The 14,512-nt window shown below is 65.0% G+C and carries 12 protein-coding genes; 9 read left to right on the top strand and 3 right to left on the bottom strand.

Annotation, left to right across the window (positions count from 1 at the left end):
* Positions 1-65 precede the first annotated feature (65 nt).
* Both ACSQ23_RS17085 and ACSQ23_RS17080 read left to right on the top strand, forming a co-directional pair.
* Complete coding sequence (locus ACSQ23_RS17085) at positions 66-1,469, top strand: phosphomannomutase (protein ID WP_436091312.1); 1,404 nt, start codon at positions 66-68, stop codon at positions 1,467-1,469.
* Positions 1,470-1,600: 131 nt separating this feature from the next.
* Entirely contained in the window at positions 1,601-2,353 is a 753-nt protein-coding gene (locus ACSQ23_RS17080; protein ID WP_436091311.1) for an NYN domain-containing protein, read from the top strand.
* Between the two features lie 7 nt (positions 2,354-2,360).
* Here ACSQ23_RS17080 and ACSQ23_RS17075 read toward each other — a convergent pair whose 3' ends face one another.
* Complete coding sequence (locus ACSQ23_RS17075; RefSeq protein ID WP_436091310.1) at positions 2,361-2,978, bottom strand: LysE family translocator; 618 nt, start codon at positions 2,976-2,978, stop codon at positions 2,361-2,363.
* Positions 2,979-3,004: 26 nt separating this feature from the next.
* Positions 3,005-3,352, bottom strand: coding sequence for a hypothetical protein (locus ACSQ23_RS17070; protein WP_436091309.1), 348 nt, complete (start codon positions 3,350-3,352; stop codon positions 3,005-3,007).
* 235 nt (positions 3,353-3,587) lie between these two features.
* Between ACSQ23_RS17070 and ACSQ23_RS17065 the strand changes: the two genes are divergently transcribed.
* Positions 3,588-4,160, top strand: coding sequence for a TetR/AcrR family transcriptional regulator (locus tag ACSQ23_RS17065; RefSeq protein ID WP_436091308.1), 573 nt, complete (start codon positions 3,588-3,590; stop codon positions 4,158-4,160).
* Positions 4,161-4,223: 63 nt separating this feature from the next.
* Positions 4,224-4,793 carry a DUF308 domain-containing protein gene (locus ACSQ23_RS17060; protein ID WP_436091307.1) on the top strand — a complete coding sequence of 190 codons (570 nt, stop codon included), beginning with the start codon at positions 4,224-4,226 and terminating at the stop codon, positions 4,791-4,793.
* Positions 4,794-4,962: 169 nt separating this feature from the next.
* On the opposite strand, the gene ACSQ23_RS17055 is transcribed toward ACSQ23_RS17060, so the two are convergent.
* Positions 4,963-5,904: a nucleoside hydrolase gene (locus tag ACSQ23_RS17055; RefSeq protein WP_436091306.1), complete on the bottom strand. Its 942-nt coding sequence runs from the start codon at positions 5,902-5,904 to the stop codon at positions 4,963-4,965.
* Positions 5,905-6,025: 121 nt separating this feature from the next.
* On the opposite strand from ACSQ23_RS17055, the gene ACSQ23_RS17050 reads away from it, so the two are divergent.
* The 5 genes from ACSQ23_RS17050 to glgB all read left to right on the top strand — a co-directional run bounded on the left by ACSQ23_RS17050 (position 6,026) and on the right by glgB (position 14,435).
* Positions 6,026-7,261 (top strand): AI-2E family transporter, encoded by a 1,236-nt coding sequence (locus ACSQ23_RS17050; protein WP_436091305.1) that lies wholly within the window; start codon positions 6,026-6,028, stop codon positions 7,259-7,261.
* A gap of 86 nt (positions 7,262-7,347) precedes the next feature.
* Positions 7,348-9,198, top strand: a complete 1,851-nt coding sequence (locus tag ACSQ23_RS17045; protein ID WP_436091304.1) for a monovalent cation:proton antiporter-2 (CPA2) family protein — start codon at positions 7,348-7,350, stop codon at positions 9,196-9,198.
* A gap of 14 nt (positions 9,199-9,212) precedes the next feature.
* Positions 9,213-9,614, top strand: a complete 402-nt coding sequence (locus ACSQ23_RS17040) for a GFA family protein (protein ID WP_436091303.1) — start codon at positions 9,213-9,215, stop codon at positions 9,612-9,614.
* A gap of 144 nt (positions 9,615-9,758) precedes the next feature.
* A complete protein-coding gene (locus ACSQ23_RS17035) occupies positions 9,759-12,236 on the top strand; it encodes a glycogen/starch/alpha-glucan phosphorylase (protein WP_056000779.1) in 2,478 nt (825 codons plus the stop codon).
* 6 nt (positions 12,237-12,242) lie between these two features.
* Positions 12,243-14,435 (top strand): 1,4-alpha-glucan branching protein GlgB, encoded by a 2,193-nt coding sequence (gene glgB, locus ACSQ23_RS17030; RefSeq protein ID WP_056000776.1) that lies wholly within the window; start codon positions 12,243-12,245, stop codon positions 14,433-14,435.
* Positions 14,436-14,512: the final 77 nt, after the last annotated feature.

Genomic DNA, 14,512 nt, shown 5'->3' with positions numbered 1-14,512 from the left:
AGGATGCCTCGGCGCTTGCGGGAGCGGCCAAGGCCATGACAAAGCTCACGGGATAGGAGTGCGGCATGGCGGATTCACTGAAGTTTGGCACCAGCGGCCTGCGCGGCCTCGCGGTCGATCTCACCGGCGGCGCGGCGCGGCGCTATGCGGCGGCGTTCCTCAAGCACATCGGCATGGTCGCCGGCGGGCGGGTCTATCTGGGGCGGGACCTGCGCGCCTCGAGCCCGGCGATCGTTGCCGATTGCGCCGTGGCGATCCGCGCCGCGGGGCTGGTGGCGGTCGATTGCGGCGTGCTGCCGACCCCGGCATTGGCGCTCCATGCCATGGCGCTGGGCGGGCCGGCGATCATGGTGACCGGCAGCCACATTCCGGCCGACCGCAACGGGCTCAAGTTCTATGTCGCGGCGGGCGAGATCACCAAGGCGGACGAGACGGGCATCGCCGGGGCGCTGATCGATGCCGTTCCGGCAGGCGAGGGGGCGGCCGAGGATGGCAGCATAGCCGCCGGCGACCGCTATCGGCAGCGCTATCGCGGGCTGCTCGATCCGGCAGCGCTGAAGGGCTGGCGCATCGGGGTGTTCGAGCACTCCTCGGTGGCGCGCGACCTCCTGGTGTCGTTCCTCACCCGGGCCGGTGCCGACGTGGTGCGGCTCGGCCGTTCCGACAGTTTCGTTGCCGTCGATACCGAGGCGTTCTCGGATCCGCTGTTCGAACCGCGCCTCGGCTGGATCCGGCAGCACCGGCTCGATGCCATCGTTTCGACCGATGGCGACGGCGATCGGCCGCTCTTGATCGACGGCGAGGGCAGTTTCGTGCGCGGCGACGTGCTGGGCATGCTGGCGGCGCGTTTCCTCGGGGCCGACCGGGTGGTGACGCCGGTCACCTCCAACTCGGCGATCGAAGGCGTCGGCTGGTTCGGCCGGGTCGATCGCACCAGGGTCGGCTCACCCTATGTCATCACCGGCATGGAAGATGCTGCCGCCGGCTCGCCCGGCGCGGTGGTCGGGTTCGAGGCCAATGGCGGGTTGCTGCTGGGCAGCGCCGTGACGATCAACGGCCGCGTGCTGAGCCCGCTGCCGACCCGCGATGCGGTGCTGCCGATGCTGGCGGTACTCGGCACGGCGGCCAAGCTTGGCGAGAGCGTCGCCGGGCTGGTGCGGACCCTGCCGGTGCGCGCCGCGCTCAGCGACCGGCTGGCGCATGTGGCGAACGAACGGAGCGCCGCACTGCTGAAGGGGCTGGTCGAGCAGCCCGGTTATGCCAAGGAGTTCTTCGCGCCGGTGGGCGAGGTGCAATCGGTCTCGACTATTGACGGTCCGCGCTTCTCGCTGGTTTCAGGCGACACGGTGCATTACCGCGCCTCCGGCAATGCGCCGGAGCTGCGCTGCTATGTCGAGGGCGTGACGCCGGAGCGGGCGAAAGAGCTGCTGGATTGGGGGCTGGCTGCCGCGAGCGCGGTGGTGCGGTAGCCGCCTGTCGGTGGCATTCATCCGTTACGTTTGTCAGTATTGTTTCAATTCCCCGTTTGATTTGCTGATGTATTCGAAACGACGTCGACAGCGTCTGCTCTCGACTATGGTCTTGTTTCTTGGAGGGGGTAATGGCGAGCGAGGCGGAGGTGCTTCAGTTTGCAGTACTGATCGACGGGGAGAACGTTTCGCCCAAGGTCGCTGACCAGCTCTTCAGGGCAATAGCCAAACTGGGCCAAGCGCCGGTGCGACGGGTCTATGGGGATTTCGACGGTTCGGCAAAGGGCTGGAAGGACGCGGTCTCGCGTTATGCAATCATTCCACGTCAGCAGTTCCCAAACGTGCCGAACAAGAATGCCTCTGACATTGCCCTGGTCATTGAGGCGATGGACCTGTTGCACACCGGGCGGTTCGATGGCTTCTGCCTGGTCTCCTCAGATAGCGACTACACGGGTCTCGCGACGCGCTTGCGAGAGCAGGGACTGAAAGTGTTCGGCTTTGGGGGAAAGGTCGCTGCCGCAAGCTTCAGGCTAGCGTGTCACCAGTTCACTGAGCTCGAGGGCAAGGCCGTGACCGAGGGATCGATTTTCGTATCGCCAAGAAAGCCCATTGCCATCGTCGCCAGCCCGGCGAAGCCCGACTCTGCCAAGAACCTCCTGTTGAGTGCATTTGCGCGGCTGAACGGTGATGAGTGGGTGCCGCTTTCTCTTCTGCTGAAGGAAGTGCGAGCGATCCAGCCGCAGTTCACACCCAAGGATTATGGCTCCGCAAAGCCGATCGCGCTCGTTCGAAAAGCCGGTTGCTTCGATGCCGAGTTGCAGGGTGGCACGATGATGGTGCGCAAGAAGCCGGCGGCAGCCACCATGGCTGCAAGGGCCGCCTGAGCGTCCGTTACTCCCGCACCACCACGAACGCCGCGGCGCTGGCCATGATTACCCCAGCCGTGCGGTTGAGGATGCGCAGCGCCTTGCTCGACTTGAAGAAGTCGCGGGCGGCGGCGGCGAGGCCGGCATAGGCGCAGCCGATGGCGAGCAGCACCACGATCACGATGCCGGTGAGTTCAGCGAAGCCCAGTGCACTGATCGGCTTGTCGAGTGGAATGACGGTGGGGAGCAGGGCCAGGTAGAAGACGATGGTCTTGGGGTTGCCCATGGTGAGGGCGAAGCCCGAGAGGAAGGTCTTCCAGCGGCTCCTCTCAGTCTTGGCGCCGATCTGCTCGGAGCCGGGCTTGGCGCTCCAGAACTGCCAGGCGACATAGAGCAGGTAGAGCGCGCCGGCCCACTTCACCACGAAGAACACCGGGCCGAACCAGGTGGCGATGGCGGCGAGGCCGAACAGCGCGAACACCAGGTAGACCAGGTCGCCGGCGAGAATCCCCAGCACCATCGGGAAAGCCGAACGGAAGCCGCCGCCCAGCGCTCGTGCCACCACCGCCGCAACGCCGGGGCCCGGCACGATCACCGCGATGGCATAGGCGATGGTGAAGGCGGCGAGGGTGACGATATCCATGGCGGGCTCCGAAGCAGGCCGCCGTTCTAGCCCCCGCGGGGAGGGGCGGCAAGCTCAGCCGATGGGCGGCGGGCCCAGTTGCGGCGCGGCCAGTGGCAGTAGCTCCAGAGCAGCACCAGCGTCACCAGCGGCGCAATGGCCGCAACGAGCGGCTGCAGCGGATCGGGGAACCAGGCTGCAGCGAGCGTCCAGGGCAGTCCGAGGACGACGAGGAAGACGCCGGCCAGCGGGGCGGGGGCGAAATCGAACCAGCCCGTGGCGCTGATGCCGGTAAAGGCGAGCGCGGCCAGATAGAGCAGGCCGAAGGCGCGAACGATCATGCGGCAGAGCCAGCGGGCAGCCTCCTGCCGGTAGAGCCGGCCCACCTGGCCCATGGAGTGGGGGGCCGCGCCAACGGCCACGACCTCGGGAGCCGTGGGCGGTTCGTGCCGGCGGCGGCGTGCGGGGTAGGTGCTATGTGCTCGGCTGTCCCTCATCACAGCGACGAGGGTAAGAACCGGCAGGTTTCGGATTTACTTAACTGGGGCCGGACGGGCCGGGCTGCTGCACGACATGGTTTCTCAGGTCACAACGGTTGACAGACTACCTACTGGTAGGTAGACACGAGTCATGGAACAACAGACAGCAGAACGGATCCTGGCCACGGCGCGCCAACTGGTTATCGCCGGCGGCTATAATGGCTTCAGCTATGCCGATATCGCCGCGGTGGTCGGCATCCGCAAGCCGAGCATCCACCATCATTTCCCCAGTAAGGCCGATCTGGTGCAAGCGCTGGTTGCCGGCTACCGGGACGATCTGGCCGCCGGCCTCGCCCATTTCGAGAGTCTGTCGCCTGACGCTGCCGTGCAGCTGCAGAGCTACATCGCCACCTGGGAAGCCTGCATCACCGATGGCAGCATGCCGTTCTGCCTCGGGGCGCAGCTCGCTGCCGAGCTGCCGGCGCTGCCACCGGAAGTGGCGGTGGAGGTCAAGGCGCATTTCCGCTTGCTCGCCGCCTGGCTTACCGAGGTTCTCGCGCGCGGCGCGCAGCAGGGCAGGTTCAGGTTGACGGCCAGTGCCGAACTCGAGGCGGAAACGATCATGGCGACCGTGCATGGCGCCATGCTGTCGGCCCGCGCCTATGGCACCCCGGCGACGTTCGGGCTGATCGTCGGCCCGCTGCTCCAACGCCTCATCATCTGAGATCACTGCCTGCCGACAGGCAAAAGTACACCTCCGCAACCTACCTACTAGAAGGTCAATCCTATGAACACGATCAACTCCGCACCGGCCAGTTGGCTGAGGACCTATGCCTTTATTCGCTTCGGTGTTTCCGCCGCCTGGGTGGCGGCAGCGTTGCTGCTGGCCCCATTCAACCCGGCCATCGCGGCGGTGCTGCTGGTGATCTATCCAGCCTGGGATGCAGCGGCGAACTTCGTCGATGCGCAGCGCAACGGTGGGCTCGGCCGTAACCCGTCGCACCTCCTCAATATCATCGTCAGCGTGATCACGGCGATCGCTGTCATCGTGGCGCTCGGGCAGGGGATGGCGGCAGTGATCGTCGTGTTCGGCGTCTGGGCCATCCTCTCGGGGCTGCTGCAGCTGGTGACAGCGGTGCGGCGCTGGGCCTCGGGAGGGCAGTGGGCAATGGTGCTGAGCGGGGCCCAGTCGGCGCTGGCCGGCGGCTTCTTCGTTTTTTCTGCCGGCACGATGCCGAACCCCGGCATCACGCTGATCGCCGGGTACGCGGCGTTCGGTGCCGTGTATTTCCTGGTGACGGCGGTGTGGCTGAGCTTCAAGCGAGCGCGGCCGGCTGGCGCGCTACGCGGTTCCTAAGTGACACCAGGAATCGTTTGAGATTCTACGAGTTAGGCACCCAACTTCCCCACCCACGATGTCACCCCGGCGAAGGCCGGGGTCACATCGTGGGTGGGGTGGGTGCGGTGACCAACAGGCCGCCGTCCCCGGCAGGCAACCCAAAGCCAGCGATTGGCGTCCACCGTCCTCAGGGCAGGCGGCTCAAGCGCTCCGTAAGCAGCTCGTAGAAACCTTCTGCATTGCCCGAGCGCAGATAGGTGACGTTCTTCACCCGGCCGGTGACGCCCCAGTAGTCGGCGACGGTCATGCCGACGGTCAATTCGCTCGAGGTTTCGATCACCACGTTGATGTGGCGGCCCTCAAACAGTTCGGGTTTCAGCATATAGGCGATGACGCAAGGGTCGTGCAGCGGGGCGCCGGTCGAGCCGTATTTGTTGAGATCGAAACGCTCGGAAAAGCTCAGCATCCGGTAGACCGCCTCGCCGGCCTTGTTGCCGAGCCCGCGGATCTTTGCGAGCCGCTCCGGCGTCGAGAGGATCATGTGAGTGACGTCGAGCGGCAGCATGGCGATGGGGACGCCCGAGCGCAGCACGACATCGGCGGCATCGGGGTCGACATAGATGTTGAACTCGGCCACCGGGGTGATGTTGCCACCCTCGAAATAGCCGCCACCCATCATGACGATTTCCTGGATGCGGGGAATGATGCGCGGCTCCTTGATCATGGCCATCGCGACATTGGTCAGCGGCCCCAAGGTGGCGAGCGTCACCGTGCCGGCTTCGTGCGCCAGGAGGGTTTCGATGATGAAATCGACACCGTGCTGATCTTCGATCTGCAGCTTGGGCACCGGCAGGTCGGGGCCATCGAGGCCGGTCTCGCCGTGCACGTGCTCGGCCGTAACGAGGGTGCGGCGCATCGGGCGCTCGCAGCCGGCATAGACAGCGATATCTTTACGACCGGCGAGCTCGACCACCTTCAGGGCGTTGCGGGCGTTCTGCGCCAGGCCGACATTGCCGGCCACCGCGACGATGCCGAGGATATCGAAATCGGCCGGCGAGGCGAGCGCCATGAGGATGGCGACGGCGTCATCCTGGCCCGGGTCGGTGTCGATAATGATCTTGCGTGCCATGGGTTTAGCGCGAGCCCCTGAGAAATTGATTCCGGCGGCATGATAGAGAGGGTTAGCGGCGGCGTCGACGCACGGAACCAGCTCTGAGGTCCCCGAGTTAGTGGTGTCGGAGGAACCTCACTTGGTCAAAAAAGTCCGTCGCGGCCCGTCCCCTCGGTTGCTAAGGGAAATCTCCAACACTCACTTTGAGCGCATCCTCTCAAACGCATCGCAACTGGCCATCGTGGCTATGGGCGCCTTTGTCATGCTCGTGGCGCTGAAGCTCGGGGAGGTGGTGTTGGCGCCGGTATTCCTGGCGATCACGGTGGGGCTGATGTTTGGTCCCGTGGCGGACATGTTGGACAAGCGAGGTGTCCCGGACGGTGTGTCCGCGGGCGTGGTGGTACTGCTATTCCTTGGCCTGATCGCGGTGAGCGGGGTGCTCTTCGCGGGGCCGGTGAGCGACCTGATCGAACGCATGCCGGTCATCTGGGAGGCGTTCCGCACGGAACTCGCCAACTGGAAAGAGCCGCTCAGCGCAGTGGGTTCGCTGCAGGAGCAAGTGAAGCAGGTGTTCGGCGCCGACAGCTCCACGGTCACGGTAACCGTCGAGGACAGCAGCGCGGTGCAGAACGTGGCGCTGTCGGCGCCAGCACTCTTGGCGGAGATGCTGATCTTCCTTGCGAGTCTCTATTTCTTTATGGCCACGCGCGACCAGATCCGGGTTTTCGTGCTGTCGCTGTGCGCAACGCGCCGTATGCGCTGGCGGATGGCGCACGTGTTTCGCGATGTAGAGGAAAAGGTCTCGCGGTTCCTGCTGACGGTCAGCGCCATCAATATCAGTATGGGTATCGGCGTGGCGGTGCTGATGGCGGCCATCGGCATGCCGACGCCGATCTTGTGGGGAGCGCTTGCGGCACTGCTGAACTTCATTCCATTCGTGGGGCAGGCGGTGATGGCAGTGATCCTGTTCGCCGTCGGCCTCGGCACGCTGAACGGGCTAGAAGGGGCGTTACTGCCGGTGGGGCTCTATCTGGCGCTCAACTTCGTCGAGGGCAATTTCGTGACGCCCCACCTCCTTGGCCGGACGATGATGATCAACCCATTCCTGATCCTGTTCGCCATCACGTACTGGCTGTGGTCATGGGGGCCGATCGGCGGATTCATCGCGGTCCCGTCGCTGCTGGTGTTGGCCTCGATAGCGACGCACATCCTGCCGATACGGCAGCCGGTGCCGATGCATGTGCAGCGGAAGCTGGAGGCCGAGAAGGCGGCTGAGGTGAAACTGGCGGCCGCAGCGGCTGAGAAAGCGCTGCAGGAACCTGCAAAGGTCGGCAGCCGCCGAACCCGCGCCGCTAAGCCGGCGTCCGCCGCTTAGGCATCCCACCTGCCCACAAAGCCAGCCTTGACGCTGTTTGGCCGAGGCCTCAGGGTCGGATTTTCCGATTTGCATTGAGGTGAGCGATGGCCGGCGAAGTGGTGGCGCATGCAGCAGAGGTGGCTTCGCATGGCGGGGTCGACCTGGTGCAGGTGGTGGCGCTGCTTGGAGCCGGGGTCATCGCGGTGCCGCTGTTCCGCCGCCTGGGGCTCGGCTCGGTGCTGGGTTACCTTGCGGCAGGCCTCGCGGTCGGGCCGTTCGGCCTCGGGCTGGTGGGCGACCCGCAGGCCGTGCTGCACGCGGCCGAACTGGGTGTGGTGCTGTTCCTGTTCATCGTCGGGCTGGAGATGGAGCCGGCCAAGCTCTGGGGCCTGCGCAAGGAGATTTTCGGCCTCGGTGTGCTGCAGGTCGGCCTCTGCGGCCTGCTGCTGACGCTGGCAGGCATCTTTCTACTCGGCCTCGCGCCACCGGTAGCGTTCGTCGCCGGCATGGGGTTTGTCCTCACCTCGACGGCCATCGTCATGCAGATCCTCTCCGAGCGGGGCGAACTGCAGACGCCGGCGGGGCAGAAGATCGTCTCGGTGCTGCTGCTCGAAGATCTCGCCATCGTGCCGCTGCTGGCGGTGGTGGCGTTCCTGTCGCCGGGCATCGATACCGATGCGAGCGCCATGCAGCGCTGGATCAGCGTCGGTGTCGCGGTAGCTTCGATCGTCGCAGTGATCTTTGCCGGCCGCTGGGTGCTGAACCCGGTGTTCAAGATCCTCGCCGAATCCAAGGCGCGCGAGGTGATGACCGCCGCGGCGCTGCTGGTGGTGCTCGGCGCGGCGCTGATCATGGAAGCGGGCGGCCTCTCGATGGCGATGGGCGCCTTCATGGCCGGCGTGCTGCTCTCGACCTCGACTTTCCGGCATCAGCTCGAGGCCGACGTCGAGCCGTTCCGCGGGCTGCTGCTGGGGCTGTTCTTCCTTGCAGTGGGGATGTCGCTCGATCTCACGGTGGTGGCGGCCAACTGGCAGTTCATCGCGCTCTCGGTGCTCATCTACATGGTGCTGAAGGGTGGCGCGATCTATGGGCTGGCGCGGGTGCTGGGCAGCGGCAACGCACCGGCGCTGGAGCGCGCCGTGCTGATGGCGCAGGGCGGCGAATTCGCCTTCGTGCTGTTCACCACCGCAACGGCGGGCGGGCTCTTGACCGGCGAGCTCAATGCCATCTTCACTGCCACCGTCATCATCTCGATGGTGCTGACGCCGTTCTCGACCATGCTGCTGAAGCTGGTGCCCAAGCCCGTGCAATCGCTGGCCGGGGTGGAAAAGCCGGAAGGGCTGACCGGCAACGTACTGCTGATCGGTTTCGGCCGCTTCGGGCAGATCGCCAGCCAGCCGCTGATCGCCAAGGGGCAGCACTCGATCTCGATCATCGACAACGATGTCGAGATGATCGAGGTGGCCCAGACCTTCGGCTTCAAGATCTACTACGGCGACGGCACCCGGCTCGACATCCTGCATGCCGCCGGCGCCGGCACGGCCGACCTCGTGCTGATCTGCGTCGACAAGAAGGAATCGGCGACCCGGATCACCGAACTGGTGAAGTCGGAATTCCCGCTGGCCAAGATCATGGCGCGCGCCTTCGATCGCGGTCACGCACTCGAACTGGTGAAAGCCGGAGCGGATTACCAGCTGCGCGAGGTGTTCGAGAGCGCGCTCGAGTTCGGCGCCGAGACGCTGCGGCAGCTCGATGTCGACATGGTCGAGGTGGGCGAGATCATCGAAGGGGTACGCGAGCGGGACCGGCAGCGCTTCGCGGCGCAGATGGTCGGCGGCCTGATGGCGGGCAGGGACCTGCTCAGGTCGAACGCCGAGGACCAGGCTCGCGAAAGCGGCACCGTCGCCGGACCGTCGACGCCCATCATCGCGCCCGAGGAAGAGGCGAAGGCTTAGCCAAGGGGCAGCGGATGAGCGAAGTAACGGCAGCCGAAGTCGTCCGCACTGGCGGCTGTCTATGCGGCGCGGTCAGGTATGAGGTCCGGGGCGAACCGTACGTGTCCGGCCTCTGCCACTGCATGACCTGCCGGAAGCTGACGGGCTCGACCTTCTCCGCCACCGCCAACTGGCATCGCGCGCAATTTCGGATGACCGGGGAACTGGCGACTCACCAGCGCCGTCAGTTCTGCCCAACCTGCGGTTCCCGGCTGTTCTTCCTGTTCGAGGAGGGAGTCGAGATCTTCCTTGGCACCCTGGATCAAGGCCCTAACGACATCGCGCCGACGCTTGAGGTCTGGACGATCCGCCGCGAGCACTGGCTTCCGCCCGTCGCTGGGGCTGCGCAACATGAAGGCAATCCACCCAAGGCGTAGTGACGCGGGCGTGCGGGCAATAATCGTCTACCGATTAGGCAGCGTGCCTTAGAAGCGCTCTCAACAGGCCTTCCCAGGCGTGCGATTCAGTGCAAAGGTGGTGCTCTAGAGGGGAATACATCGCCATGATGCTGGATTGCGACAATGCCGCAAAAGCCCCTCGTATTGGATGCCCCGGTCCCGGAACGGCGCGCGCTCACCACTGAAGCGCTGCAATCGGAGATCCTTGAAAAACTCACATATTCGGTCGGCAAGGACCCGATCGTCGCACGGCCGCATGACTGGCTGAAGGCGACGATCCTCACGGTCCGCGACCGGATCATCGACCAGTGGATGGAGTCGAGCCGCGAGACCTGGCGGACCTCGAACAAGCGCGTCTACTACCTCAGCCTCGAGTTCCTCATCGGCCGCCTGATGCGTGACGCGATGAGCAATATCGGGGTGATGGAGCCGGTGCGCGCCGCGCTGAAGAACTTCAACGTCGATCTCGGCGACCTGATCAACCTCGAGCCGGATGCGGCGCTGGGCAATGGCGGCCTCGGCCGCCTCGCCGCCTGCTTCATGGAGTCGATGGCGACGGTCAATATCCCGGCCTATGGCTACGGCATCCGATATGTGCACGGGCTGTTCCGGCAGGAAATGAGCGAGGGCTGGCAGGTCGAACTGCCCGAGGATTGGCTGGCGCACGGCAACCCCTGGGAGTTCGAGCGGCGCGAGTCGAGCTACGAGATCGGCTTCGGCGGGCATGTCGAGCCGGTGCAGGAACCGGATGGCTCGACCCGGCTCGAGTGGCGGCCGGCCGAGCACCTGCTCGCCGTGGCGTTCGATACGCCGATCGTCGGCTGGCGCGGCAAGCGGGTGAACACGCTTAGGCTCTGGTCGGCGCAGCCGATCGATCCGATCCTGCTCGATAAGTTCAATGCCGGCGACCATATCGGCGCGCTCGAGGAGAGCTCCCGGGCCGCTGCGGTGACGCGGGTGCTCTATCCGGCCGATTCGACCCCTTCGGGGCAGGAACTGCGGCTCAGGCAGGAGTTCTTCTTCTCCTCGGCCTCGCTGCAGGACATCGTCCGTCGTCACATGCAGGCCTATGGCGATCTCGGCTCGCTCTCCGACAAGGTGGCGATCCAGCTCAACGACACCCACCCGGCGATCTCGATCGCCGAGCTGATGCGCATCCTGATCGATATCCACGGCATGGCCTGGGCGCCGGCGTGGAAGCTGACCAAGGCGACGTTCGGCTATACCAACCACACGCTGCTGCCTGAAGCGCTGGAGACCTGGCCAGTGGGCCTGCTCGAGCGCATGCTGCCGCGCCAGATGCAGATCATCTACGCCATCAACGCCGAGGTGCTCGGCGAAGCCCGCAAGATGGGCGGCTTTACCGACAACCAGATCGCCAACCTGTCGCTGATCGACGAGCATGGCAGCCGGCGGGTTCGCATGGGACAGCTGGCTTTTGTCGGCTCGCACTCGATCAACGGCGTGTCGGCGTTGCACTCTGAGCTGTTGAAGAAGACGCTGTTCGCCGATCTCGATCGGCTCTACCCCGAGCGGATCAACAACAAGACCAACGGGGTGACGCCGCGGCGCTGGCTGCTGCAATGCAACCCCGGGCTGACGCGGTTGATCAGCGATCGGATCGGGCCGGAATTCCAGGACGATTTCTCGCTGCTCGCTAAGCTCGACAAGCACGCCGATGATCCGAGTTTCCAGGATCAGTTCAAGGCGGTGAAGCGCGCCAACAAGGTGGCGCTGGCGCAGGTGATCAAGGATCGGCTGGGGATCGTCGTGTCGCCTGACGCGATGTTCGACGTGCAGGTGAAGCGCATCCACGAATATAAGCGCCAGCTGCTCAACGTCATCGAGGCGGTGGCGCAGTACTCGATGATGCGCTCACACCCCGAAAAGGACTGGGTCCCGCGGGTAAAAGTGTTCGCCGGCAAGGCGGCGCCGGGCTACTGGAACGCCAAGCTGATCATCAAGCTGATCAACGACGTCGCCAAGGTGATCAACAACGATCCGGCGGTGCGCGGCCTGCTCAAAGTGGTGTTCCTGCCCAACTACAACGTCTCGCTGGCCGAGCAGATCATCCCGGCGGCGGACCTGTCGGAACAGATCTCGACGGCCGGCATGGAAGCCTCGGGCACCGGCAACATGAAGTTCATGGCCAATGGCGCGCTCACCATCGGCACGCTGGACGGCGCCAATGTCGAGATGCTGGAGCAGGTCGGGCCGGAGAATATGGTGATCTTCGGGCTCACCGCCGACAAGGTCGCCGAGAAGCGGAGCCGCAGCGAAGTGCCGCGCAGCGCCATCGATGCCTCGCCGGCGCTGCGCGAGGCGCTGGAGGCGATTTCGTCGGGGGTGTTTTCGCCCGATGACCCGAACCGCTACCGCGACCTGATCGGCGGTCTCTATGACCACGACTGGTTCATGGTGGCGCGCGATTTCGACGCCTACGCGGCGGCGCAGCGGGACATCGATGAGCTCTGGAACAAGCCTCGCAAATGGTATTCGATGGCTATCCGGAACACTGCTCATGTCAGCTGGTTTTCCTCGGACCGTACGATTTCGCAGTACGCCAAGGAAATCTGGGGTGTCCCGGTTGTCGGGGGGTAGTGGGGTTTGACCAAGTCCAAGTGGCAGGCAGCTGACAGCGACGTCCGTTCGATCGTCGCCGGCCGTCATTCCGATCCGTTCGGCATCCTCGGCCTGCATGAGGTCGATGGCGCCTGGGTGGCTCGGACCTTCATTCCGCATGCCGAGTCCGTTTCGGCCCGCACCATGGATAACCGCATTCTCGGGGAGCTCGAGCCGCGCGGCGACGGCTTCTTCGAGGGCCTCGTCAAGCTCAACAAGCTGCAGCCGGTGAACTACCACGCCCGCAACGACGGTGGGGAGTGGAACGTCCTCGACCCCTACAGCTTCGGGCCAGTGCTCGGGCCGATGGACGATTACTATATCGGCGAGGGCTCGCACCTCAGGCTGTTCGACAAGCTCGGCGCCCATGCGATGGAGTTCGAGGGCGTCAACGGCACGCATTTTGCGGTGTGGGCGCCCAACGCCAAACGCGTCAGCGTGGTCGGGCCGTTCAACGAGTGGGATGGCCGGCGGCACCCGATGCGGGTGCGGATCAATACCGGCGTCTGGGAAGTGTTCGTGCCCAATGTCGGGCCGGGCGAGGTCTACAAGTTCGAGATCGTCGGCCCGGACGGCAAGCTCAGGCCGCTGAAGGCCGATCCGTTCGCGCGGCAATCGGAGCTGAGGCCCAAGACCGCCTCGATGATCGCCGATCCCAAGCCGTTCGAATGGACTGACGCCAAGTATATGAAAGAGCGCGCCAGGATCGACTGGCGGCGCAAGCCCGTGTCGATCTACGAGGTGCACCTGGGCTCCTGGCGGCGGCGCGCCGATGGCTCATTCATGAGCTATGAGCAGTTGGCCGAGCAGCTGATCCCTTATGCCGCCGACAGCGGTTTCACCCATATCGAACTGATGCCGATCACCGAGCATCCGTTCGATCCGAGCTGGGGCTACCAGCCGACCGGGCTCTATGCGCCGACGGCGCGGTTCGGCGACCCCAGGGGCTTTGCGCATTTCGTCGACAAGGCGCATGCCGCGGGGCTGGGGGTGATCCTCGACTGGGTGCCGGCGCATTTCCCCACCGACGAGCATGGGCTGGCCCGCTTCGACGGCACCGCGCTCTACGAGCACGCCGATCCGCGGCAGGGCTACCATCCGGACTGGAACACCGCGATCTACAATTTCGGGCGCAAGGAAGTGGTGAGCTTCCTCGTCAACAACGCGCTCTACTGGCTCGAGGCCTTCCACCTCGACGGGCTGCGGGTCGATGCGGTCGCCTCGATGCTTTACCTCGATTACTCGCGCCAGGCCGGGCAGTGGATCCCCAACCAGTTCGGCGGCAACCACAACCTCGAGGCAGTCGAGTTCCTGAAGCGCGTCAACCAGGAGGCCTACCGGCTGCATCCTGGGGTGATGATGATCGCCGAGGAATCGACCTCGTGGAGCGGCGTGAGCGCGCCGGTCGACAAGGGCGGGCTGGGCTTCGGCTTCAAGTGGAACATGGGGTTCATGAACGACACCCTGCGCTACATGAGCCGTAATCCGGTGCACCGGAAGTACCACCACAACGATATGACCTTCGCGGCGCTCTATGGTTACGCGGAGAACTTCATCCTGCCGCTGAGCCATGACGAAGTGGTGCATGGCAAGGGCTCGCTGCTCAGTAAGATGGGCGGCGATGACTGGGGCCAGTTCGCGGGCCTGCGCGCCTATTACGGGTTCATGTGGGGCTGGCCCGGCAAGAAGCTCCTGTTCATGGGCCAGGAATACGCGCAGCGCGAGGAATGGAACGAGGCCAAGGGGCTCGACTGGTGGTTGCTCGAAGCACCCGCGCACGAGGGCATCCGTCGGCTGGTCACCGACCTCAACGCGCTCTATCGCGAGTTGCCCTCGCTCTATGCCCGCGACAACGAGCCGGAAGGCTTTGAGTGGCTGATCGGCAATGACCAGAGCAACTCGGTGTTCGCCTGGACCCGCAAGGCGCCGGGCGAGCATCCGGTGGTGGTGATCTCGAATATGACGCCGACGCCGCGCGAGGGCTACCGCGTGCCGATGCCACTGGCCGGACGGTGGGTGGAACGACTGAACACCGATGCCGGTTTTTACGGCGGAACCAATAAGGGGAACCAGGGCCGGGTGCTGGCCAAGGCGAGCGAAGTGGAAGGGCTCGGACCGTACGCCGACCTCTACCTGCCGCCGATGTCGACGCTTTACCTGAAGTATGACCCCGCCTAGGCGGGACTGACTGAATACGATCCCGCATAAACGGGACGTAAGAGTGCTTTGTGTGTGTCGCGTGATCGGAACAGCTG

The organism is Devosia sp. LjRoot16 (genome assembly GCF_964252795.1).
GTDB lineage: Bacteria > Pseudomonadota > Alphaproteobacteria > Rhizobiales > Devosiaceae > Devosia_A.
The sequence above is the reverse complement of the archived record's forward strand: the minus strand, read 5'-3'. Positions and strand labels throughout refer to the sequence as shown.